Origin of the sequence: Pontibacter toksunensis (assembly GCF_042686245.1) — a bacterium.
GTDB classification, from domain to species: Bacteria; Bacteroidota; Bacteroidia; order Cytophagales; family Hymenobacteraceae; genus Pontibacter; species Pontibacter toksunensis.
The window spans coordinates 14,942-36,240 of record NZ_JBHUOX010000003.1 but is presented as its reverse complement, the minus strand read 5'-3'; the positions used below and the strand labels follow the sequence as shown (position 1 = coordinate 36,240).

Sequence of the window (21,299 nt, the reverse complement as noted above, 5' to 3'; positions counted from 1 at the left end):
ATTTATTACAGAAACGGAGGGGAAGCGCACAGACTGCCCCTCCGTTTTGCGTTGATAGCAGGACGCCGCGGCTTTACTTTGCTCCCCGTTTTCAGTATATAATAGCTAGCATTAAAGCAGCCACAAAATAAGACATGGATTTTACGATTGAAGATATCTTACTTAGTGCGTCCATCCTCCTCTTTCTGAGCATCCTGATTAGTAAGAACCTGGGTAAGCTGGGGATTCCCTCCCTGGCGCTGTTCCTGGGGGTCGGTGTGCTGGCCGGTTCAGAGGGTATCGGCGGCATTTATTTTGATGACTCCCAAACGGCGCAGTCGCTGGGAACCATTGCGCTGACAATTATACTTTTCTCAGGTGGCCTGGACACGCGCTGGGAGAGCACCAGGCCTATACTCTGGCGCGGCATTACGCTGGCTACGCTGGGGGTTTTTCTAACGGCTATGTTAGTGGGGCTTTTTGCCACTTATGTGCTCAACTTCACGTTGCTGGAGGGTCTGCTGCTGGGAGCCATTGTGTCCTCTACCGATGCGGCAGCTGTATTCTCCATCCTTCGCACCCGGAACATTGGCCTGAAACACAACCTGCGGCCAACGCTGGAACTGGAGTCCGGCAGTAACGACCCGATGGCCTACTTCCTGACCGTTAGTTTTACCTTTCTGCTCACAAACGGAGAGGCCAGCATCTGGCAGCTGGTGCCCATGTTCTTTCTGCAGATGACGATTGGTGCCGTGATGGGCGTGGTGATGGGTCGCGTCATGGTCTGGACAATTAACCGCATCCGGCTGGACCAGGAGGGCCTGTACCCGGCGCTGACGCTGGCCATGGTAACTTTTACCTTTGCTTTCACAAACCTGATTAGCGGTAACGGCTTTCTGGCAGTGTACGTTTCGGCGGTTATCCTGGGCAACAATAACTTCATTCACAAGCGCAGCCTCACCAAGTTCTACGACGGCATTGCCTGGCTCATGCAAATCCTGATGTTCCTGACGCTGGGACTGCTGGTGTTCCCGTCGCAAATGCTGCCTGTTATTGGTTCTGCCCTCCTTGTTTCGCTGTTCCTGATTTTAGTGGCCAGGCCTGTCAGCGTATTTATCGGGATGTCTCTCTTTAAAACTACGTGGAAGGACAAGCTGTTTGTGTCGTGGGTAGGCCTGCGGGGGGCGGTGCCGATTGTGTTTGCCACATACCCCCTGCTGGCCGGTGTGGAAAGGTCGGGCATGATTTTCAATATCGTGTTTTTTATCGTGCTCACGTCTGTTATGCTGCAGGGCACCACCTTGAAGCTGGTGGCAGACTGGCTGAACCTGAGCCAGCAGGACAACAGCCCTAAGCGCGTACAATTGGGTGAGGATTTGGGGTACGCGTCCAGCAGTTCACTGGTAGAACTGCTGCTGCCCGGCAGCAGCCCCGCCGTTGGGAAACCACTGGTGGACCTGCAGTTGCCCAAAACTTCCTTGATTGTGCTCATAGACCGGGGCGGCAAGTTTGTGACACCAAACGGTGCCACAGAACTGGCTGCAGGAGACAAACTGATGGTGATGGTTGACCAGGACGAGGCGCTGCACGAGGTAAACCAGGCACTGGGGCTATAATAAGGATGTTCTGATTCTCTTTAGTATAGTATGCCGTATTAGGATATGATGTGCAGCTGCTAAGACTTATTGGAACAACTGCAAAAACCTGGCTATAGCTGGCATGGCTAACAGAAAGAATAAAGCATAGTATAGTCATCAGCATAATCCGCTTGTCAGTCCTTTAAGGTTAAAAAGCAGTTTCATTTTCCGGACACCATCATTGGCAGCAACTAAAGAGATATGATTCGAGCCTACACAAGCAATAATAAGGAAGAGCTCTTAATCTTACTAAGGCTTAACACGCCGCAGTATTTTGATGTATCGGAGGAAGCCGATTTTATAGAGTATCTTGACCACCGCCTGGAAGACTATTTTGTAGTGGAAGAAGATGGGCAAATCATTGGCTCAGGCGGCATCAATTACTTTCCGGAGTCCAAGCTGGCCCGCATATCCTGGGACGTTGTTCATCCTGATTTTCAGGGAAAAGGTGTCGGGAAAAGACTTATGTTGCACAGAATAGAGCATATCAGGAAAAATCCTGCTATAGATTTCATTGTCGTCCGGACAACGCAGCGCGTGTACCCTTTTTATGAGAAGATGGGGTTTAAGCTGGAGAAAACGGAAAAGGACTTTTGGGCAAAAGGCTTTGACCTTTACCAAATGAGGAAAATACTGAAAAGGTAAGTTCAGGTTTGTAGAGGATTTCCTGAAGGCATCTTCGAAAGTAATGACAGGTCAGAATAAAGACCGGACGTATTCGCGAGCGCTGCAAACCTGAAGGTGGCCAGTGCAGCAGATACATACCCTTCAGCGACACCAGCTTACCTTTTCTGCGGTTGTTTTAGAGCCGCTACCGGCTATTCTAATCTTATAAGGGCTGATGCCGTAGAACAATGAGATACATGTTGAACAAAATTATACTACTATGAAAAAGATGGAATTGAATGTATGGAAAGCTCTTCGCACTGGCCTTGCCTGTACCTTGATGGTAAGCATGGTTGCCTGCGGCGGCACCGAAGAAGCAGAAACAGAGGAACTGGCAGAAGTGGATACCATGGAAGAAGATGCCGGTGTAATGGATAACTGGGACACAGAGCGCTTTGGTACTTCGTTTACAGAAACAGGCCGTTTTGGTGGCTGGGACGAGAACGACGACAATATGCTGGACGAAAATGAGTACTACGGCAGCTACTACGACACCTGGGATGTGAATGATGACAACGCTCTGGATGAAGACGAGTGGAACAATGCTTCCAGGGACTTTGGTATGGAAGGCCAGAACTGGGCCGACTGGGACGTCAACAAAGACAACAGATTAGATGAAAACGAATTTCGTACCGGGGCTGCCAGAAACAACAACTACAGCACCTGGGACAGAGACGGTGATAAGATGCTGAACGAGCGGGAGTACTCTGATGGAGTTTTTGGCCTTTGGGATAACGACCGTGACGGTGCACTTACCAACGATGACTATAATACAAGATACAACAGGTACTACGGCAATAGAGAGTAAGACAAGTGCCGGATTAAAAAAGGAAAGCCTGCAGCTATTAACGCTGCAGGCTTTCCTTTTTTAATCCGGGTATGTGTGCCCTTGGCCGGGCTTCAGGCAGGAGAAGCCTTGTCCTTTACGCTTACTACCTATACCTTTAGCTTCTCACTTTCTCTGAACTCCCTCATCCGCCTGAAGTAATCTTTAGCGGCAGCCATTACCTTCGGCGACAACAGCAGGGCAGATGTCATGGTGGGGATGGCCATCATGGCGTACATGCCGTCAATCAAGCTAATGACAGCCGTAATAGAAGCAGTGGCTCCCAGCACAATGGTGAATACATAAAAGTAGTTATAGTAGTACTTATACTTTGCCCCGAAGAGAAAGCCGAAGCACTTGGTGCCATAGTAGGAGTAGGAAAACAAAGAGGTGAAAGCGAAGATGAGCACGCAGAGCACCAGGATGTAGCTTCCGAAGCCAGGCATGGCATCGTTAAAGGCCGCAGCCGTTACCGAAACACCATTGGCTCCCGAGTCATCCCAGGTGCCTGTCACAATAATGGCCACGCCTGTCAGGGTGCATACTACAAGCGTATCAATGAGCGGGCCCAGCATGGCAACCAACCCCTCGCGGATTGGCTCGTCTGTTTTGGCGGCACCGTGCATCATAGAAGCCGTGCCAATGCCGGCCTCGTTCGAGAAAGCAGCCCGGCGTGCGCCAGCTATAATAATGGCTCCTACGGCTCCGCCCAGCATCGCCTCTGCAGTAAAGGCATCTGTAAAAATCAAAGCAAAAGCACCCGGTATGCTGGTGTAGTTAGCCGCCATAATGTAAAAAACCGCTGCCATGTACAGCAGCACCATACCTGGTACCATTTTGCCTGCCACATGGCCAATGCGCTTTATACCTCCGAAAATAACCAGCGAAGTAATCAGCACCAGGACAAGCCCAATGCTGAGGTCGGAGTAGAAAGGGTCTGTGAAGCCTATGCCGTTTGGCACGAGTACTACCTCTCGTATAACCTGAGTAAGCTGGTTTGCGGTAAAAATGGGCAGGGCCCCAAATAAGCCTGCTATGGCAAAGAAAATCGAGAGTGGCATCCACTTCTTTCCAAGGCCTTCTATAATCACATACATGGGGCCTCCCTCTACGTGCCCGTTGCTGTCTTTGCCACGGTACATTACGGCCAGCGAACAGGTGAAGAATTTGGTGGCCATTCCCACAAAAGCGCTCACCCACATCCAGAACAGCACGCCCGGGCCTCCTACGGTAATGGCAACAGCCACGCCGCTTATGTTGCCCATGCCAACTGTGGCGGCCAGCGCACTGGATAAGGCCTCAAAATGATTGATGTCCCCCGGGTCGTCCGGATCGTCATATTTACCGCGCAGCACATCCAGGGAATGCCCCAGGTAGCGGAAAGGCAGGAACCTGGAGTACAGCATGAAAAAGGTGCCGCCCCCCATGAGCAGTAAAAGCAAAGGCAGCCCCCAGGCGGCGTCGCTGAAGGCAACTAAAAAACTTTCTATTGCTTCCAAAATTGTGCGGAATTAGAGTCTGTAGAAACAAATATAACCATTGAAGCAGGTTAAACCCGAATAAATAAAAGTAGAGAGCCCGGCGGCAACAGCTGACTTTACAAAACTATACGGATACAAAGGCAGTAACTTGATTCGTACCAGGTTAAGTAAAGTAGCAAATATCTGGCAAAAGCTACCTGCACCTGCCTGCTTTTACGGCATTACAAACCAGAATGCGTATGTATGCCTATCTGTAACTGACGGTGTGGTAAGGGCCTGGCAGAGCAGAAAACACAATTCCCCTGTTATAAGTGGCCGAATCTAAATAAGAGTACATCTGATGGATGATTATATAATTGCAATGACGGTGATAGGGCTGGCGGCTCTTTCCATGACATGGGTTCCGACACTCATGGAAAAGACGCCCATCTCGTACCCTATCGTATACCTTGCGCTGGGTGTGCTCATTTACCTGCTGCCCCTGGGGCTGCCATCGCCCGACCCAATCTGGCGGGAAGACTATGTAGTGCGGATTACAGAGCTAAGCGTTATTATTTCCCTGATGGGAACAGGACTCAAGATCCGTCGCAGGTTTAGCTTCAAGCGGTGGCGGATTCCGCTGCGGCTTGTAAGCATTACCATGCTGCTGAGCATTGCGGCCATTGCATTGCTGGGATGGACCTTCCTTGGTTTTTCTGTGGCCGGAGCTGTTTTACTGGGTGCCGTGCTCGCTCCTACCGACCCGGTGCTGGCAGAACAGGTGCAGGTGGGCCCCCCGGATGAAAAAGAGGAGGATGTGGTGCGCTTTTCGCTTACGGCGGAGGCAGGCCTGAATGATGGCTCCGCTTTCCCTTTTACCTGGCTGGCGGTGGTGCTGGCCATATCGGCAGGAACGGGTGACGAGTGGTTTACGGATTGGGTATTGCGTGACCTGCTGTACAGGATAATTGTTGGAGCAGGGGCAGGCTACCTGATAGGGCGCGGGTTGGCATACCTGCTTTTCACGCTTCCTAAAAAAACGAAGTTCCCCAAGGCAAAGCACGGCTTCCTGTCGCTTTCAGCTACACTGGCAACCTACGGTGTAACCGAGCTGCTGCATGGCTATGGCTTTATTGCTGTGTTTGTGGCAGGCCTTACCGTAAGCAGCATTGAAGCAGAAGATGAATATAACATCGAGATGCACGATTTTGTGAACCAGGTGGAGCGGATTCTCATGGTGATCCTGCTGGTGCTGTTTGGCGGTAGCCTTGTAACAGGTATCCTGGACTATCTTACCTGGCAGGGCGCGCTGGTAGGCATTGTGTTCCTGTTTCTTATCAGGCCCATTACAGCCCTGCCCAGCATGCTGGGGACTTACTCTACATTTAAAGAGAAAATGGCTGTCTGTTTCTTCGGCATCCGGGGTATTGGCTCGTTCTTCTACCTTTCTTTTGCTTTAGATAAAGTAGGCTTTGCGGAGGCGAACGAGCTGTGGTCTGTTGTGGCGTTTATTGTGATGGTCTCTATTATACTGCATGGCATAACTGCTACAAAAGTAATCACTAACCTGGACCTGGAGCGTAAGCAAAGTGGCCGCCCTGTGCTGGAGACAGACCAGACACCTGACGAGATCCATTAAGAAGCACAAAGCCTCCAACCTGGCCTTTTAAACGTTATCTGATAGTTTAACTCTCTATTTTTGCAAAAGCTGCCCTTACCCAACGCCGAGGTATACTATGCCCCCCGGTTTTTTAGCCCGGAGGAAAGCAATGCTTACTTCCGGGAGCTTGAGCAAGGTATAAACTGGCAGCAGGAAAGCATCCGGATGTTTGGCAAAGAGCTGCCCATGCCGCGCCTCACCGCCTGGTACGGCGACAAAGGGTACACTTATTCCGGCTTGTACAATGAGCCAAAGCCGTGGGTACCGGTGCTGCAAAAGCTGCGGGAACAGGTGAAGGAGGCCACCGGGCAGGAGTATAACAGTGTGCTGCTTAACTTTTACCGCAGCGGCAACGACAGCATGGGCTGGCACTCCGACGATGAGGCAGAACTGGGGAAAGAGCCTTCTATTGCCAGCCTGAGTTTTGGCGGAGAGCGCCGGTTCAGTTTCAAACACCGCACCAGAAAAGACCAGAAGCCGGTAAGTATAACGCTGGAGCATGGCAGCCTGCTGCTGATGCAGGGCCCCACGCAGCACCACTGGCTACACCACATCCCCAAGACCAAACGACCCGTACAACCACGCATCAACCTTACCTTCCGGAACGTGAAAGGATAGCAATCTTTGCCATTCCGGGCCGGAAGCCGTTACTTTACGTCGTCAAGCGGCCGTGGGCCCTGCATGTTATATGACCGAGAAGAAGAACATTGCCATCATGGGAGCCGGTTTGGTGGGCTCGTTGCTGTCTCTGTACCTGGCCAGGCGTGGCCACAAAGTAGACCTGTACGAGCGCCGACCGGACCTGCGCACCACTATAATAGATGGCGGCCGTTCTATTAACCTTGCCCTCAGCGACCGTGGCTGGCGTGCCCTCAAAGGCATTGGCATAGAGGAGGAGGTGCGCAAAGTAGCCATCCCGATGCGCCGCCGTGTGATGCACGACGAACAGGGAAACCTCACATACCAGCCATACGGCAAAGAAGGGCAGGCCATCTACTCTGTGTCCAGGGGCGGCTTGAATATGGTGCTGATGAACCGCTCGGAGCCGAACCCGGATATTACCTACCACTTCAGCCGCCAGGCCATGGATGTGAACCTGCGCACAAACGAGGTGCAACTGCGCAACGTGGAAACCGGTGAGATTGAAACCATACAGCCAGACCTGCTCTTTGGGGCCGATGGCGCTTTTTCGGTGGTACGGGGTGCTATGCAAAAAACCGAGCGCTTTAACTATGAGCAGCATTACCTCGAGTACGGCTACAAAGAACTGACCATACCTGCGACAGCAGAAGGCAGCTGGGCGATTGAAAAAAACGCGCTCCATATCTGGCCGCGCGGCAATTATATGATGATTGCCCTGCCCAACGTTGACGGCAGCTTTACCTGCACGCTATTCTTCCCCTACGAGGGCGAGCACTCTTTTGCCAACATCAAAACCAAGGATGATCTGCTAAGCTTTTTTAATGAAGTATTTCCGGATGCCGTGCCTTTGATGCCGGAACTTTCAACAGAGTACTTTGAGAATCCTGTCGGCTCATTGGTTACCGTAAAGAGCTTCCCGTGGAGCTACGAAGGAAAATCTCTGCTAATAGGCGATGCCAGCCATGCAGTGGTGCCGTTTTACGGGCAGGGTATGAATGCGGGCTTCGAAGACATTACGGTGCTGGATCAGATGCTCGACAGCTTCGACGGAGAAGACTGGGAAGCATTATTCAATAAGTTCGAGCGCCGCCGCAAGCCTAACGCCGATGCCATTGCCGACCTTGCTGTGATGAACTTTATCGAGATGCGCGATAAGGTAGCCAATGCTCGTTTCCTGCTCCGCAAAAAGATAGAAGGTAAAATTTCAGAACAGTACCCCGACAGGTGGATTCCGCTATATTCTATGGTTACGTTCACCGACCTACCTTATTCTTATGCAATGGAAACGGGCCTGAAGCAGGAGGAGATAATGAAGAAGGTGATGAAGCACATCAAAACCGTAGAGGATTACGACAAGCCGGAAGTGCAGCAACTGTTGGAGAAACAGCTTGTCCAGAAAGAGAAATTGAAGCCGTATAAGGCGAAGGAAGTTTAGCGGTCCAGCCAGCTTTTAAACGACTGCACCTTTTCCCGGCTCACCACCACCTCTCCGGCAGGCGCTGAATGATGCAATTCCAGCTTTAGGCGGCTGTTAGACCAGGTGATAATATCCTTGATAGCCTTTTGCCGAACCAGGTAGCTGCGGTTCACCCTGTAAAAGACATCCGGGTTTACCAGTTGCTCTACCTGCTCCATGGTATAGTCAATCGCATAGCGCTTGCCACTGGCACATTGCAGGAAAGTGGCTTTCTCATAGCTATAGAACGAAGCTACTTCCTCCACAGGAATCAGGTGCAGGTGTTCCCCTACTTTCACCACAAACTGGTTCTTGTAGTTCTTTTTGCCGCTAAGCAATTGCAAAGCCTGCTCCAGTGCGCCCTGTTGCGGAGTTGCAGTGGCCTGCCTGTTTAGCTTCCTGAATTTCTCCAGTGCAGCCTGCAACTCGTCCGCATCAATAGGTTTGAGCAGGTAATCAATGCTGTTTACTTTGAAGGCTTTAATGGCGTATGCATCGTAAGCTGTGGTGAAAACAACCGGCACCTCCACCGGCACCTGTTCAAATATCTCAAAGCTCAGTCCGTCGGCCAGCTGTATGTCCATGAAGATGAGGTCGAGCTGCGGTCTAAGCCTTAGCGTTTCCACGGCTTTACAAACTGATGGTGCCGTGGCTACTACTTCTGCGGTGTTGTCGAGTTGGAGCAGCATGTTTGTCAGTCGGTCTGCCGCCAGCTTTTCGTCTTCTATAATAAATATCCGCATTATCCCTTAAAGTATAAAAGAGGCATTTTCACAATAAAAGTATGTGCCGTAGCATGTATCTGTACCTTTTTGTTAGTGAGATAGCTATAGCGGGACTCGATGTTCGGCAATCCTATGCCTTTGGATTCTTTCCCTTCCCGAATGCGCCGCTCCTGCAGGCTGTTCTGCACTACAAGATAGTCATCCTCTACGTATAAATGTATCCGAAGCGGTTCTTCCTCCAGCGCCACGTTGTGCTTAATAGCATTCTCCAGCAGCATTTGCAGGGCAAGCGGCACTACCATCAGAGTCGGGTCTAAGGGTAAATCATTTTGTACCTGCATTGCCTCCCCATGCCGTATTTTCTGCAGGTAAATGTAAGAATTCAGAAAGTGCAGTTCCTCCAGCAACGGCACCACTTCTTTCTGGCGGCTGTCGAGCACGTAGCGGTATACTTCAGACAGCTTCCGGATAAACTTTACCGCCTGCTGCTGGTCTGTCTCAACCAGGCTGGTGAGCACATTCAGGCTGTTGAACAGGAAATGCGGATGTACCTGTGCCTTTAGCGACTCGTACTGCGAGGCGATGTTTTCCTTCTTCAGCCTTTCGGCATTAATAGCGGTTTGCCGCCAGCTTTGCAGGAAGTGCCAGCTATGGAAGCACAGGGAGATGATGAAGGTGACAACGATAGGGACGGTTAAGACATGAACCCAGTCTAGTTCGGTTAGCTCCTGTGGAGAGGAGATAAAAATGATGTGAGCAAATACAACAATAACAACAGTAAGAAGCACAGTCGCCACCACGCTGATCACAAAGCGCTTCGTGGGGTTCTCTAACCAGGGGTAGCGCTTCGCCAGAAAAGGAATAAGCATGTTAGTATTGCCCTTCCATATCAGGATAAAAAGAGAAAAGGAAAACAGGAAGTTATATACAGCCTCTTCTAAACGCTGGCCCAAAATAGGCGGGCCTACGGCTATGGCGCCAACAGCGGATAAAATCCAACCCAGGACCTCCCGTAAAACTGCCCGCAGCTTACCTTTCTTTTTTGCTGCCACTGCGGCTGGTTTAGGTGCTACTAGTTCTTCTTTCAACAATGTCATCCGGAAGTATAAAAGTGAATTTAATTACTTGCAGTGATTTTTACTATCACTGTTTCCGCTGTGGCCTTTCTTCTGGCTTTTTGTTTATACTTTGTGATGAAAAAGCTAATAATAGCAGTGCCAATTACAGTTGGCCCCAGCCATGCCACCAGAGGCGGAAGCAGCGTGTTGTTTACGACCAGAAAAGCGGTGAAAGCGGCAATGTTACCAGCAATCATGCGTGTAATGTGGTCGTAGAGCCAGAAGTTCTTATCGGCCGGAGCTTTGGTATACTTGCGGACATCTTTCGCTGCGAGGGCCAGTGCTATACTTCCGAAAACTACAGACACGGTACTGCTACTGCTACCTGAACCACTCAGTATTCCGGACAGTCCAAGGTAAATAAAGAAAGCCGCAAAGGCAGCCATCGTAAGGGATATCACCCAGTCCAGAAGCGGTGCTTTCTGCCCGCGCGCCAGCCCCTTTAAGTATAAGACGCGGTAGCCGGAACTTACCAGATAGGCACTGAATACCCCGATGATCAGCAGAAAAAGGCTATGGTGCGCAGGCAGGACCGCCATGCTTATGGCTGTACCTGATACGAGCATCATGGCATAGAAAAAAAGCTTGCCCGTGCGGCTGTGTTGTTTGCCTCCTTTCTTGTTAATCATGGAAAGGGGGCCTGCAACCAGGGCTAACGTGCCAGCTGCTATGTGCAGGATGAGCAATGTCTTGAATAAAGCTTCCATGGCTGTTGGTGTTGAAGTTTGATACAGACCAAAGGTGTAAAAGCTTTCTTCTAGTGTAAACTGAAAGTGGATGAACTGTAGATAGGCATGGATGAACTGTATAAAAGAAGCGTTACTACATTGCAAAGCCCCAGCTTTCGCCTGTACACTTAGAGTATTGGATGGACGATGGAAGCGTGCCTGTTGCCTGTTGAAGTGCTATCTATATCCGGAACAGGAAGGTAAGAAGAGTATACTGTCCCCAACAGTCGCATTTGTCCCTGCTTGCCTCCATTTGTACAGAAAATCAGCTGGCCTGAAGCTAATTCTCACGGACTGTGGCGTGAAGAAAATGGAGCCCTGTTATGGAAGGGAGGCACAGATTGCTGCTTGTTCCATTCCTGCTCCTAAAGGCCGCTGCACAACTATTTCCCTCTAAAACAGGTATAAATGGCAGGTATCTGGGAAAGAGCCCTGCCTGACAAATCAATTTTTACACCTCTTACTTATTAAATCCAGAGCTTTATGAACTTTGTAAATAAATTGAAAGGGGCAGCTATTGCTGCGCTTATACTAGGCTTTTCTACTGTTGGTACAGTAGCAACTGCACAGCAAGCCACAACGCCTCCGGCACAGCAGGGGGTACAGCAGAACTTTTCAGATGCCGATCTGAAGCAGTTTGCAGATGCCAGCAACCGCCTGATGGCAGTGCAGCAGGAAGGGGAGAAAACGATGCTGGGCATTCTGCAGGAAGAGAAACTGAGCATCGATAAGTTCAACGAAATGGCGCAGGCGCATCAGCAGCAAAAGCTGGCTGAGGTGAGTGCCACTCCTGAGGAAATGGCTGCTTTTAACAAGGCAGCACAACGTATGATGGAGATGCAGCCCGCTATGCAGAAAGAAGTAGAAACGGCTATCCAGAAAGACGGTATGACACTGCAAAAGTACGAGCAGATCATGATGGCCTACCGCCAGGACCCTGCCCTGCAGGAGAGAATAAATAAAATGATGGGACAGCAGTAAGCGCGCTGTCGCATCATTTAGAGCAACAAGAAAGCCCCGCCGGGATACCTGGCGGGGCTTTCTTGTTTTTATCAATCCTAACTATAATTACTCTTTCTTCTCCGGCTCCTGGCCGTGTGCAAATTCCATGATGCGGAATGTCCTGGCCTTGCGGTCGTAGTAGCCATAGTGCAGCTTATCGCCGTAGCGGTACACCGTCTTGAACTCGGGCTCCGGCTTCAGATCCTGCTCAAAGTTCTCGATCTTTTCCTGCAGTACTTCCGACTCTGCCTTCGACTCCACCTTTGCTAAGCCATCAGCACTGAGCACAGACCTGAAGTAGGTGCTGGTGCCCGGGCCTGAGTTGAAACCGCTTCCCTGGCCATATGGGTCATAGAAGTAGCGGCTGTAGAAAGGCGAATTCAGGTAATACGTCGGAATATTATAAGCTGGTGTCCAGCGTCCCGGCACCATCATCAGCCCACGCGAAGTTCTTATATAGCGGTCTGGTGTGCGCACCATACGGCCCATATCATCGCGGCCATTTCTTTCTGATGGCGCCTTGTAAGAACCAATCGTCAACTGAAGCGTGCTGTCGCTGAAGGCATCCACCGTGATGGCCGGTACACCGTTGGCCAGGTTCTTCATCACCTTCGACGTCTTCTCTATTACTGACTTATCAGAAGAGAAGAGAGACTTAGCGCCGCGCTGCTGTACAGGCGTAGACTTGATGGCAATCTCTTCATCGCCGCTGTAGGCATACTCCTTAATCGGCTTTAAGGTATTGAAGTCAAAAGCCGTCAGTTTAAACTGATCTTTCTCAAGTTGCACCCTGAACAACTTATCCTTATGCAGGAAAGAATTGAAAGTCGGCTCACTCCCCTGCTTAACAGCCGGAAGGGTGCGGTAATTTGTCTCACCTGTACTCCAGTCCAGCGTCAGGATCTCTGTAGTGGCTTCTTTATTGCCTTTGCCTTTCAGGTCAAACCCATCGAAGATCATATGTATTTTCTCACCACGGATATAGATTTTGCTGCGGTGATGCCCCGTAAACACATTTTGCTCAATGTCGTCGCTTACATAGATAAGGTCTGTTTCGCGGGCATAGCGGTCGCGGGTGCGCGGCAACTCAGGCTTGAAAACCCTGTGCTCTAAGCGCGCTGCTTCCTCATCAGTGTCCCGGTACAGATGCAGGTTGTTGTCCTTGTCGGTGTAGAGCATATAAAAGTGCTCCTTATTGCCGAAACCGCCCAGGAAGTTGGCATTGCGGGCAACCTGCAACTGCTCGTCCTGCATGCTGCGGAAGGCTCCCGTTCTGCGGTGAACTGCAAAAGGACGCACATACTCCCGGCGGCCGTTTGTATAGCGGCTGTAGAAAATGAACTCGTCATCTGTTACACGGGTACCCAGAATCTGCGGCTCCTGCGACATACGGTACGGAATCTCGTGCTGCGCAATCTGCTTTCCGTCTGGTGAGAGCAACGAAAAGTTCAGTTTGCCGCCTTGGTAAAAGTATATCACCACGTTACCGCTCTCGTCTGCTACCGTTACTAAATCCTCGGCGCGGTTCATGGGAAGGTCTATATTTGCGAACTCTGTCTGAGCATTTGCCACAGTAGCTACGGCACCCATCAAGAGCAGGCTTAGAAATATTTTACGCATAATATAAGGTGTTGATTGTTATAGAAATATAACTGCAAATTCTTGGCCAAAGTGTAAAAGAAAGCAGGCAAGGCACAGAAAATCTTAGTTGATCCTGTTGCTTTGCCTGCTGTAGCCAGTAGCGCCTTCATGGTTCTACAAAAATTTGCTCATTCCTGTACATACGAATTTCCCCGCAAAAGAAGAGTGCTTCAAAGAGGTGGTATGCCTATAACAGGCTACTATCGGCTCACGCAGAAAGCGATGGACAACTGAATCGTATGATTCTTCGCCTTAACGGATTTGTCGAGCACGTTTGCCAGGCCCAGGTGGTGGCGCAAGCTAACAGTGTACTTGCTTTCGTCTCCGTAAGAAAAGCCGTAGGCAAGGCCATAATCCATTCCTTCTAAGTCTGGAGAGTTACTAAAGGCTTCAAACTCATACTTCTGTGAGACCAACAGTGCGCCATAGGCACCACCCTGTATACTTGTGTTGGGTTCAATAAAGTATTTGGCGGTTACGGGTACTGTAATGTAGTGCAGCAGCAGGTGCCCTCGTTCCATTTCCGATCCCTGTAGCGAATACTGCACCTCTGTCTGGATACCGACCTTGTCGGTTTCCATCGTGAGCAGGTAGACGCCGGCATGAGCACCTGGTTGCCAGTTGGTGCCGGCAATATCCTGGCCTGCAATGGTTGCAAAGTTAAGCCCTAGCCTTATACTGGTGTACTTGCTTTTTTCAGCATTAGGAGGTGTGTCCTGTGCAATAGCAGGGGAAAGACAAAGCAGCAAAAGTGCTGCTAAAACTGCGTATAATCTTATCATGGCCTGACTAAAAGTTGGAAACCCAAATATAGGAAAACCTAATTGCTATGCTATGGCAAATAAAAAGCCCGGCTATTACTACAGCCGGGCTTTTTCATAAAAGTATAAAATGATTTTAGAACTCAGCGTTCTGCGGTGTTCTCGGAAAAGGAATAACGTCCCGGATGTTGCCCATGCCGGTAACAAACTGCACCATACGCTCAAAGCCGAGGCCAAAGCCGGCGTGCGGGCAGCCTCCGAAGCGGCGGGTATCAAGGTACCACCACAAGTCCTCTTCGTGAATGCCTACACCTTTCATGCGTTCTATCAGTATATCCAGGCGCTCCTCCCGTTGCGAACCACCCACAATCTCACCGATGCCTGGTGCCAGTATATCCATGGCAGCAACAGTTTTGTTGTCGTCGTTCACGCGCATGTAAAACGCTTTGATGTCTTTCGGGTAATCTGTCACGATAACTGGTTTCTTGAAATGCTTCTCCACCAGGTAACGCTCATGCTCGCTGTGTAAATCCGCTCCCCAACTCAGGTCATACTGGAACTTCTTCTTTTTATAGTGGTTCGAATTCATTAAGATGTCGATGGCGTCGGTATACGTAATGCGCTCAAAGTCATTGTTAACCACAAACTCCAGTTTATCCAGCAGCGTCATCTCCTGGCGCTCATTCTGCGGCTTGGCTTTATCTTCCTCTATCAGGCGCTGGCCCAGGAACTCAATGTCTTCGCGGTTATTGTCCAGCGCATAGCGGATGATGTATTTGATAAACTCCTCAGCCAGGTCCGCGTTCATCTTCAGGTCGTAGAAAGCCATCTCCGGCTCAATCATCCAGAACTCGGCCAAGTGGCGCGTGGTGTTGGAATTCTCTGCCCGGAACGTTGGCCCAAAGGTGTAGATGTCGCTGAAGGCCATGGCCGCCAACTCGCCCTCCAACTGACCGGAAACAGTCAGGTTGGTGGATTTGCCGAAGAAGTCTTCCTCAAAGTTGATGTTGCCGTCTTCGGTACGAGGCAGGTTGTCCAGGTCCAGTGTGGTGACGCGGAACGTCTCACCGGCACCCTCTGCGTCGGAGGCGGTAACAATAGGCGTGTGCATGTATACAAATCCCTTCTCGTTGAAGAACCTGTGTACAGCGAAAGCAAGTGAGTTTCTGACTCTGAAAACAGCTCCGAAGGTATTCGTGCGGAAGCGCAGGTGCGCAATCTCACGCAGGAATTCCAGCGAGTGTGCCTTCTTCTGCAACGGATACGTTTCGGGGTCTGCCTTACCCAATACCTCTATGCTGCTGGCCTGAATTTCGTAGGCCTGTCCTTTGCCCTGCGAGGCTACTAACTCACCGGTTACGGCGATGGCGGCACCAGTGGTCACATCTTTCAATGTCTCCTCGCTGAACTTCTCAGCGTCGGCAACCACCTGCAGGTTATTTATAGTAGAGCCGTCGTTTACGGCGATGAAGCTTACAAACTTATTGCCGCGCTTGGTGCGCACCCAGCCTTTCAGCAGTACCTCTTTGCCTGCTTCGGCACCCGTTAACAGGTCTTTTACTTTTGTGCGTTGCATGTATATGGTTGTTATGGAGTATCAGGACACAAATAGCAGGATACAAGAACGGATGTTTTCTTTTACCTTCTAATCCGCATGGTCGGGCAGGCACAGGTGTTTACCTGTCAAGTCTTGTATCTTATATCCTGATACTTGTGTCTTCCTAAAAGTCCCTCAAAGTAACGATATTTTAACCTTTTTTGTAAATGCGAGTAAAATTATCCTAAATTTGAATGTGTACTTAACAGCACGTTTTTCTTTAATCAACCTATGCAGCGACTCGATTTAAGACAACTTTTATCTCAGAAGTTATCGCCGCAGCAGATACAATTTATCAAGCTGCTGCAGATACCTACTGTTGAGTTGGAGGCGCGCATAAAAGAAGAAATGGAGATGAACCCTGCCCTGGAAGAGGGGCGTGAGGAATCTGCCGAAGAGTATAACGAGTCGGACGATTATGAAGGGGAGGACGATTATGGAAAGGATGATGACGTTGACCTGAACGACTACCTGAACGACGACGAGATAAGCGGCTACAAAATGCAGGGAGACCGCGGCGGTGACGACGAGGACAAGGAGATGCCCATCGCCATGACCTCCACGCTCACCGATTCGCTGATGGACCAACTGGGCTTCCTGGACATGGACGACAGGCAGTATGCCATTGGGATGCAGCTGATCGGCAGCATCGATCATGATGGCTACATACGCCGGGACCTGAGTGCCATTGCCAATGACCTGGCCTTCTCCCAGAACATAGAGACAAGTGAAGAAGAGATAGAGCAGGTGCTGCACCTGATCCAAAGCTTTGACCCTGCCGGTATTGCGGCCCGCGACCTGCCAGAGTGCCTTCTACTACAGCTTGAGCGCCGGGAGCAGGAACCTACTACGGTGCTGGCGGAGCGTATTATCCGGGAGTCTTTTGATGAGTTCACAAAAAAGCATTACCAGAAGATACAGAGCAAGTTCAACATCTCGGAAGACGAGCTGAAGAAAGCAGTTGACCTGATCATCAGGCTAAACCCGAAGCCGGGTGGTGCCGGTGCCAGCATGACGCGGGTACAGTATATTATCCCGGATTTTATTCTCACCAACGAGAACGGGCAACTGCAGCTGTCGTTGAACTCGCGCAATGCTCCGGACCTGCGCATCAGCCGCTCTTATTCTGAGATGTTTGATGCCTACGACAAGTCAGACAAGAAGGACAAGAAACTGAAGGAGACGGTGACCTTTGTGAAGCAGAAGCTGGATGCCGCCAAGTGGTTTATAGATGCTATCCGGCAGCGCCAGAACACGCTGTTGCGCACCATGGAGGCCATCATCAAATACCAGCACGACTTCTTTTTAGAAGGGGATGAAAGCGAACTGCGCCCGATGATCCTGAAAGACATTGCCGAAGAAATCGGGATGGACATCAGTACCGTGAGCCGCGTAGCCAACAGTAAGGCTGTGCAGACAGAGTTTGGTATTTACCCGCTCAAGTACTTCTTCTCAGAAGGTATTGCTACTGACTCCGGCGAAGACGCCAGTAGCCGCGAGGTAAAGCACATCCTGAAAGAAATCATTGAGGGCGAGAGCAAACGAAAGCCGCTTTCGGATGAGAAAATTGAGAAGATGCTGAATGACAAAGGTTATAACATAGCCCGCCGTACCGTCGCCAAATACCGGGAGCAGCTAAACATCCCCGTAGCCCGCCTGAGAAAGGAATTATAGTCCGCCGCCTTACCTGAATCCAGACAAACCTGATGCTAAATTAGCAAATTTCCCGCTGTTGTGTCTGCTCCTTGTGTCGGTAACGACGAAGCAGGTATGCTGCTTTGTATGTTTCTGCCAGGAAGAAGTAATGTTATATAATTAACCAAAGCCGCACTTTACAACGTACACCCGAGAAACTTAAATAGCAGAGATGAAAGTATCTTTTGAGGAGTTAAAATCAGAATTTAAGCGCGTGCTCCTGAAGGTAGGCTTTGAGGAAGAAAGAGCTGCAATGTGTGCGCGGATATTTGCCGAGAACAGCAGAGACGGCGTGTACTCGCACGGCCTGAACCGCTTCCCGGTTTTTGTGCAGATGGTAAAAGACGGCCTGATTGATGTGCAGGCCGAACCAGAGAAAGTAGGGGAGCATGGCGTAACAGAGCAGTGGGACGGACACCTGGCACCAGGCATGTATACCGCTACAAAGGCAATGGCACGCGCTGTAGCACTGGCAAAAGAAAACGGCATGGGCTGCGTGGCCGTCAGAAACACCAACCACTGGATGCGTGCCGGCACGTACGGCTGGCAGGCGGTTGAGGCCGGTTGTATAGGTATATGCGCCACGAACAGCATTGCGAACCTGCCTCCATGGGGCGGAACCGAACCGCGCTTAGGCAATAACCCCCTCGTGGTTGCTATTCCTCGAAAAGAAGGTCATATTGTGCTGGATATGGCCATTTCGCAATTCTCTTATGGCAAGCTGCAGGAGTATGAGTTGAAAGGGAAAGAACTCCCTGTAGACGGTGGATATGATGAACAGGGGAACTTAACGAAAGACCCGGCTCAGATTAGAGAAACAGAGCGGAGCCTGCCCATCGGTTTCTGGAAAGGATCTGGGCTGTCGCTGGTGCTGGATGTGCTGGTGTCTTCCTTAAGTGGCGGACGGTCTGTAGCGAAAATCACAGAGGCAGGAAACGAGGCCGGAGTTTCGCAGTTCTTCCTGTGCATAGATGCCGGCAGGCTGGATGAATCGATTAGCAACAGCATTATTGAGTATACAAAAAGCAGCGGTGTGATGGACGAAGGCGGAGAGATACGGTATCCGGGGGAGAGTTCCTTAGCCACACGCCGCCGAAATGAAAAGGAAGGCATACCGGTAAATGAGGAAATCTGGAAACAGGTTTTAGATCTGTAAAGGCCTGAATCCAAAGCAGGCTGCAAACTTCAGGACAAAACCTGTATGATGCTGCTGAGTTGTGCTGTTGCAGTAATACAGAAGCTTGTAAACCGACCTCGTTGTGCTTTCTGACTAGCAAGCTGTTGGAGAGAAGTCACAGCAGCGGCAACTTATGATTGAACAGAATTAATTGGAGAATTGCTGCGTAAGTAACAACCACTATATTAAATTTGTCTTATTACTTTACTGGATGCTTTTGCTCAGGAGCCCATTCATCATTCGTGTTTTATAATTCTATCAAGTGAACCGTACCCTTGCGCAGGTGCTGTCGGTTGTATTTCACCCGCTGTTGCTCCCGACGTATCTTTTCGCAGTCATCTTGTACTACATGCCTACGGCTACCCTTACCTTACCCTACCGCATCCGGTGGATAGTGCTGAGCATGATCTTTTTTACCACCTTCATTATTCCGGGTGTGGCCGCTTATAGCCTGGTGCGCCTGGGTCATCTCGATTCCATAGAGATGGACCGGCGGGAGCAGCGCAGCTTGCCGCTGCTGTTTACGGGTATCTGCTATGCGCTTACATCCTACCTGCTCTACCGCGAGCCTTCCTTTGATGCCATTTTTTACTTTGTGATGGGCGTTATTGCTGCTTCAGTTTTCCTGACATACATCATCACGCAGTTCTGGAAAATAAGTGCGCACAGCATGGGCATGGGAGGAGGTTTAGGTTTGCTGCTGGTGCTGAACTGGGTTGCCCCGGACGCTATGATGATAGGTCCGATCGCCTTGGGCATACTGCTGACAGGTGTTGTGCTCTCTGCCAGGCTGTCGTTGCACGCACACACGCCCGCTGAGGTATATGGCGGCTTTGGCAGCGGTTTCCTGTTAGCACTGGGTGCTGCCTATGCAGGTCTTTGATGACAGTTTACTCCGTAAAACTGAAGGCCTTTCACATTCAACATCAGTGCGGTTGCTGAAAAAAAGGTTTATTGCTGTTCCTCAAAAGGCATAGCCAACAGAGAGGTTTAGCTGCGGCAAAGGCACCACAAAAATAGCAGAGTTGTTTTCTGCCGCCACGCTACGGCCGATAATATGCTCTGGCAGGAGCTCGTCAGCGTTATTGGCAAGGGCAAATTTAACCCGCCCACCAATTGCGCCGCCTATATCTGCCGTCAGGTGGTTCGAGAGCTTGAACTGCACACCTAGTTGGTAGCCGAGGTCCAGGGAGTGCTGGTACAGGCGGCCAATAAATTTATAGCCCGGCTCACTGGGGTCTTGTGCTGGCAAGTCGAAAACATTCTGCTCAAACGCCACAAAACGATATCCGAATACAGGGCCGTGGAAGAAGCCGAAGGGCGCACCCTCATTCTTCGCAGTATACTTGCGCTGACTCATCCGGATGCCTAATCCCTTCGCGTTTTTACGTTCCGGAACCCAGTCGTCGCCTTTCAGGAAACTCCAGTAAATGTAGCTTAGGCCAAACTCATTGGAAATACGCTCTGCGCGCATTTTCTCATACCCAAGATATACTTCACCAATCTGTAGCGGGTATAGTTTTACAACGCGGTCATAAGAGGTGTCTATATTCTGAATGTCACGCTCTATCTGTGCCTTGGCTATAGACAGTGGTGCAAACAAAAGTACAGCAGTTAATATCCAGTAGATGCGGTTCTCCTTCTTCATTTCAGGCTACTCATTTCAAGATTGCAACACTATTACAGTAATTTTATTTGAGGGTTTAGATACTCTCTGGTTGTGAAATGTACAAATCAGGTTATCTTGTATTTTGCTAAGAAAAAAAGCTGTGTTATCTTATTTCATTAGCCGACAGGTAGTAATAGCTAAAAGTAATTATTGGTACGTTTAACAACTTGTATAAGCGCAGATCGTATAATACAAGCTGTTTGCTGTAAAACAGCGAAATTTAAATAAAATAAGAATTTAAAAAAAATACAAATATGAAAAAGTTTGCATCAACAGGATTTATAGCAGGAGCCATACTTTTTGGTGTGGCATCCTGTAGCCAGGAGCAGGGGGCTGTAGAAGAGGCGCAGGAAACAAACGAGCAACGCGCTGAGGACACTGCCATGGAAGATCAGATGACGAACATGTCTGATTTTATGACCAGAGCAGCCAGCAGCAACATGCTGGAAGTGCAGGCAGGGCAGTTGGCGCAGCAGAAGGGACTGATGCAGGAAGTGAAGAGCTACGGTCAGATGATGGTGACAGACCATCAGAAGGCGGGTGACCAGATGAAGCAGCTGGCGCAGCAGAAAAATGTTGTGCTTCCTGACAGCATGAGCCAGGAGCATATGGAGCAGTTGGAGGAACTGCGCAACGCAAACGGCGCTGAGTTCGACAACCAGTACATCGACCTGATGGTAAGCTCGCATGAGAATACGGTCAGCTTGTTTGAAGATGCCTCCAATGACATAGAAGACCAGGAGGTGAAAAGCTTTGCCACTACTATGTTGCCGTCACTGCGCCAGCACCTGGAGCAAGCCAGGCAACTAAATGAGACAACGGACAATACTACGAACGCTGGTACGCCTACAGAGCAATAA

19 protein-coding genes are annotated in these 21,299 nt (G+C 50.1%); 11 read left to right on the top strand and 8 right to left on the bottom strand.

Features of this window, described 5'->3' with window-relative positions; translation table 11 throughout:
* Positions 1–134 precede the first annotated feature (134 nt).
* The 3 genes from ACFS7Z_RS05000 to ACFS7Z_RS04990 all read left to right on the top strand — a co-directional run bounded on the left by ACFS7Z_RS05000 (position 135) and on the right by ACFS7Z_RS04990 (position 3,090).
* Complete coding sequence (locus ACFS7Z_RS05000; protein WP_377481821.1) at positions 135–1,595, top strand: potassium/proton antiporter; 1,461 nt, start codon at positions 135–137, stop codon at positions 1,593–1,595.
* 222 nt (positions 1,596–1,817) lie between these two features.
* Positions 1,818–2,261, top strand: coding sequence for a GNAT family N-acetyltransferase (locus ACFS7Z_RS04995; RefSeq protein ID WP_377481819.1), 444 nt, complete (start codon positions 1,818–1,820; stop codon positions 2,259–2,261).
* A gap of 241 nt (positions 2,262–2,502) precedes the next feature.
* On the top strand, positions 2,503–3,090 hold the full coding sequence (locus ACFS7Z_RS04990) for a hypothetical protein (RefSeq protein WP_377481817.1): 588 nt from the start codon (positions 2,503–2,505) through the stop codon (positions 3,088–3,090).
* A 128-nt stretch (positions 3,091–3,218) separates the two neighbouring features.
* Here the strand turns inward: ACFS7Z_RS04990 and ACFS7Z_RS04985 are convergent, their stop codons facing one another.
* On the bottom strand, positions 3,219–4,598 hold the full coding sequence (locus ACFS7Z_RS04985) for an alanine/glycine:cation symporter family protein (RefSeq protein WP_377482540.1): 1,380 nt from the start codon (positions 4,596–4,598) through the stop codon (positions 3,219–3,221).
* Positions 4,599–4,929: 331 nt separating this feature from the next.
* On the opposite strand from ACFS7Z_RS04985, the gene ACFS7Z_RS04980 reads away from it, so the two are divergent.
* The 3 genes from ACFS7Z_RS04980 to ACFS7Z_RS04970 all read left to right on the top strand — a co-directional run bounded on the left by ACFS7Z_RS04980 (position 4,930) and on the right by ACFS7Z_RS04970 (position 8,305).
* Positions 4,930–6,207, top strand: a complete 1,278-nt coding sequence (locus tag ACFS7Z_RS04980) for a cation:proton antiporter (RefSeq protein WP_377481815.1) — start codon at positions 4,930–4,932, stop codon at positions 6,205–6,207.
* A 60-nt stretch (positions 6,208–6,267) separates the two neighbouring features.
* On the top strand, positions 6,268–6,846 hold the full coding sequence (locus ACFS7Z_RS04975; RefSeq protein ID WP_377481813.1) for an alpha-ketoglutarate-dependent dioxygenase AlkB family protein: 579 nt from the start codon (positions 6,268–6,270) through the stop codon (positions 6,844–6,846).
* Positions 6,847–6,916: 70 nt separating this feature from the next.
* A complete protein-coding gene (locus ACFS7Z_RS04970) occupies positions 6,917–8,305 on the top strand; it encodes an FAD-dependent oxidoreductase (RefSeq protein ID WP_377481811.1) in 1,389 nt (462 codons plus the stop codon).
* Here the strand turns inward: ACFS7Z_RS04970 and ACFS7Z_RS04965 are convergent.
* From ACFS7Z_RS04965 to ACFS7Z_RS04955, 3 genes are read right to left on the bottom strand one after another with little or no spacing between them, the layout of a single operon-like run.
* Positions 8,302–9,069: a LytR/AlgR family response regulator transcription factor gene (locus tag ACFS7Z_RS04965; RefSeq protein WP_377481809.1), complete on the bottom strand. Its 768-nt coding sequence runs from the start codon at positions 9,067–9,069 to the stop codon at positions 8,302–8,304. The genes ACFS7Z_RS04970 and ACFS7Z_RS04965 overlap by 4 nt on opposite strands.
* Positions 9,069–10,148, bottom strand: a complete 1,080-nt coding sequence (locus ACFS7Z_RS04960) for a sensor histidine kinase (protein WP_377481807.1) — start codon at positions 10,146–10,148, stop codon at positions 9,069–9,071. The genes ACFS7Z_RS04965 and ACFS7Z_RS04960 overlap by 1 nt, the downstream gene beginning before the upstream one ends.
* Positions 10,149–10,168: 20 nt before the next feature.
* Complete coding sequence (locus tag ACFS7Z_RS04955; RefSeq protein ID WP_377481806.1) at positions 10,169–10,876, bottom strand: hypothetical protein; 708 nt, start codon at positions 10,874–10,876, stop codon at positions 10,169–10,171.
* A 504-nt stretch (positions 10,877–11,380) separates the two neighbouring features.
* Here ACFS7Z_RS04955 and ACFS7Z_RS04950 point away from each other — a divergent pair.
* Positions 11,381–11,878, top strand: coding sequence for a DUF4168 domain-containing protein (locus ACFS7Z_RS04950; protein WP_377481804.1), 498 nt, complete (start codon positions 11,381–11,383; stop codon positions 11,876–11,878).
* Between the two features lie 87 nt (positions 11,879–11,965).
* Here ACFS7Z_RS04950 and ACFS7Z_RS04945 read toward each other — a convergent pair whose 3' ends face one another.
* The 3 genes from ACFS7Z_RS04945 to asnS all read right to left on the bottom strand — a co-directional run bounded on the left by ACFS7Z_RS04945 (position 11,966) and on the right by asnS (position 15,877).
* On the bottom strand, positions 11,966–13,519 hold the full coding sequence (locus ACFS7Z_RS04945) for a hypothetical protein (protein WP_377481802.1): 1,554 nt from the start codon (positions 13,517–13,519) through the stop codon (positions 11,966–11,968).
* A gap of 221 nt (positions 13,520–13,740) precedes the next feature.
* The gene (locus ACFS7Z_RS04940) at positions 13,741–14,322 is read right to left on the bottom strand and encodes a porin family protein (RefSeq protein ID WP_377481800.1); all 582 of its coding nucleotides are present in this window, start codon (positions 14,320–14,322) and stop codon (positions 13,741–13,743) included.
* Positions 14,323–14,437: 115 nt separating this feature from the next.
* Positions 14,438–15,877 (bottom strand): asparagine--tRNA ligase, encoded by a 1,440-nt coding sequence (gene asnS, locus ACFS7Z_RS04935; RefSeq protein WP_377481798.1) that lies wholly within the window; start codon positions 15,875–15,877, stop codon positions 14,438–14,440.
* A gap of 252 nt (positions 15,878–16,129) precedes the next feature.
* On the opposite strand from asnS, the gene rpoN reads away from it, so the two are divergent.
* The 3 genes from rpoN to ACFS7Z_RS04920 all read left to right on the top strand — a co-directional run bounded on the left by rpoN (position 16,130) and on the right by ACFS7Z_RS04920 (position 19,653).
* A complete protein-coding gene (rpoN, locus tag ACFS7Z_RS04930; RefSeq protein ID WP_377481796.1) occupies positions 16,130–17,572 on the top strand; it encodes an RNA polymerase factor sigma-54 in 1,443 nt (480 codons plus the stop codon).
* 193 nt (positions 17,573–17,765) lie between these two features.
* Positions 17,766–18,749 (top strand): 3-dehydro-L-gulonate 2-dehydrogenase, encoded by a 984-nt coding sequence (gene yiaK / locus ACFS7Z_RS04925; protein ID WP_377481794.1) that lies wholly within the window; start codon positions 17,766–17,768, stop codon positions 18,747–18,749.
* Between the two features lie 283 nt (positions 18,750–19,032).
* Complete coding sequence (locus ACFS7Z_RS04920) at positions 19,033–19,653, top strand: hypothetical protein (RefSeq protein ID WP_377481793.1); 621 nt, start codon at positions 19,033–19,035, stop codon at positions 19,651–19,653.
* An 81-nt stretch (positions 19,654–19,734) separates the two neighbouring features.
* On the opposite strand, the gene ACFS7Z_RS04915 is transcribed toward ACFS7Z_RS04920, so the two are convergent.
* Positions 19,735–20,418: an ABC transporter ATP-binding protein gene (locus ACFS7Z_RS04915; RefSeq protein WP_377481791.1), complete on the bottom strand. Its 684-nt coding sequence runs from the start codon at positions 20,416–20,418 to the stop codon at positions 19,735–19,737.
* 275 nt (positions 20,419–20,693) lie between these two features.
* Between ACFS7Z_RS04915 and ACFS7Z_RS04910 the strand changes: the two genes are divergently transcribed.
* Complete coding sequence (locus ACFS7Z_RS04910) at positions 20,694–21,299, top strand: DUF4142 domain-containing protein (RefSeq protein ID WP_377481789.1); 606 nt, start codon at positions 20,694–20,696, stop codon at positions 21,297–21,299.